The following is a 2,457-nucleotide window of genomic DNA, read 5'->3' on the forward strand; positions in this document are numbered from 1 at the left end:
GAATATGGTCAAGTCTACAAGTGCAGTTTTAATTAATAATGAGATAAGAGAAATTGATATAAAAAATATTATTGTTGGTGATATTGTTAAGATATCAGCTGGGGATATGATTCCTGCAGATATTAGAATTTTGGAGTCAAAGGATTTGTTTGTAAGTCAATCAAGTATCACTGGTGAGTCTGAACCTATTGAAAAGGTGCAAACTGTAAATAAGAATGCAAGAACTCATTTAGACCTTAACAATATTTGCTATATGGGTACAAATGTTGTGAGTGGAACAGGTTTAGGAATAGTTATAGAGATTGGAAATGACACTTATTTAGGAACTATAACTGAGTCTGTAACAGGGAAAAGAGAGATGACAAGCTTTGATAAAGGCGTTAATTCAGTAAGCTTTTTGTTGATTAAATTTATGGCTTGTATGGTTCCAGTAGTTTTCTTAATTAATGGAATAACTAAGGGAGATTGGCTTGAAGCCTTATTGTTTGGTTTATCTGTTGCAGTTGGATTAACTCCAGAGATGCTACCTATGATTGTAACTACAAACTTAGCAAAAGGTGCTATGAGAATGGCTAAGTTTAAGACTATTGTTAAGAATTTAAATTCTATTCAAAGCTTAGGTGAAATGGAGATTTTATGTACTGATAAAACTGGAACTCTTACTGAGGACAAGATAATTTTAGAGAATCATCTTGATATTCATGGTAATGAGGACATAAGGGTTTTAAGGCATGGCTATTTAAATAGTTATTTTCAAACAGGACTAAGAAATCTTTTAGATAGAGCAATTCTTGAACATGGGGAAGAAGAGGGATATAAGGAACTTAATGAATTATATATAAAGGTTGATGAAATTCCGTTTGATTTTAATAGAAGAAGAATGTCTGTTGTTTTAAAAGATAAGAATGAAAAAACTCAGTTAATAACAAAAGGTGCAATAGAGGAGATTTTAGAAATTTGCACCTTTGCAGAGTATGAAAATAGTGTTGTGGAATTAACAGAGGATATAAAAAATGAAATCTTAGAAACTGTGGACAATTTAAATAAAAGTGGAATGAGAGTTATAGGAATAGCACAAAAAAATAATCCATCAAAAGAAGGGGAGTTTTCAGTAAGAGATGAGAAGGACATGGTGCTAATGGGTTATATAAGCTTCCTAGACCCACCAAAGGAAAGTGCAAGGGAAGCAATTGAGAATTTAAGAGAGAATGGAATTAGAACAATTGTTTTAACTGGTGATAATGAGAATGTTACAAGAAGTGTTTGCAAGAGAGTTGGCATTTCTAGTGAGAAAGTGCTATGTGGAAAAGATATTGATAAGATAAGTGATAAGGCTTTAGGAAGAATATTAAAGAGAGTAAATATTTTTGCAAAGCTATCACCTGACCAAAAAAAGAGAATTGTTAAGGTGTTAAAAGATAGTGGTAAAACTGTTGGATTTATGGGAGATGGAATTAATGATGCACCAGCTTTAAGATGTGCAGATGTTGGAATTTCAGTAGATACAGCTGTGGATATTGCAAAAGAGTCAGCACACATTATTCTTTTAGAGAAAAACTTAAATGTATTAAACAAAGGTGTTACAGAAGGAAGAAAGATTTTCTTAAATATAATAAAGTATATAAAAATGACTGCAAGCTCAAACTTTGGAAATATGTTTAGTGTTTTAGTTGCAGGATTATTCCTACCTTTCCTACCAATGTTACCAATACAATTATTAGTTTTGAACCTTATATATGATATTTCATGTATCTCAATTCCTTGGGACAATGTGGACTATGAATATTTGAAAAAAAGAAGAAAATGGGACGCTTCATCAATTGGAAGCTTTATGAGATGGATAGGACCAACAAGTTCAGTTTTTGATATATTAACTTATGTAGTAATGTTCTTTGTTATAGCTCCTTTAATGCTTGGTGGTGGATATAATATGGAAGGAATAGATAAAATATTATTTGCACAAATTTTTGCAACAGGATGGTTTATTGAATCATTATGGTCACAAACTTTAGTTATCCATATGATAAGAACTCCTAAAATTCCTTTTATGCAAAGCAGAGCATCAAAATTTGTTACTATTGCAACAGGACTTGGAATAATGGCAGGAACTATATTGCCTTATACAAGCCTTGGAAAAGGTCTTGGAATGGTAGAACTTCCACCAATATATTTTGCATTCTTAATTGGAATAGTAGCATTATATATAATTTTAGTAACTATAATGAAAAAGATATATGTAAGAAGATTTAAAGAATTACTATAATAGAAAAGAATCTATCACAATTGCTTGTGGTAGATTCTTTCTTTTGATAAAGCATGCTTATAAAGCTTAACTAAGGCTTTATAAGCCTAAAAAATCTGTTGGACTATCCTCAACTGCATCGGATTTGGATGCTTCTTTAGTATGAATGTTTTGGTTAATTTGATTACTCATATTAATGACCTCCTCATTCGAAA

At 31.2% G+C, this 2,457-nt stretch carries 1 protein-coding gene; it reads left to right on the plus strand.

Going from position 1 to position 2,457, the window contains the following annotated elements; genetic code table 11:
- On the plus strand, window positions 1–2,263 hold a 2,263-nt coding region (gene mgtA / locus ACRC28_RS13105; protein ID WP_438543899.1), incomplete at its 5' end, for a magnesium-translocating P-type ATPase.
- Window positions 2,264–2,457 lie beyond the last annotated feature (194 nt).

Source organism: Clostridium sp., assembly GCF_051650885.1.
Classification (GTDB): Bacteria; Bacillota; Clostridia; order Clostridiales; family Clostridiaceae; genus Clostridium.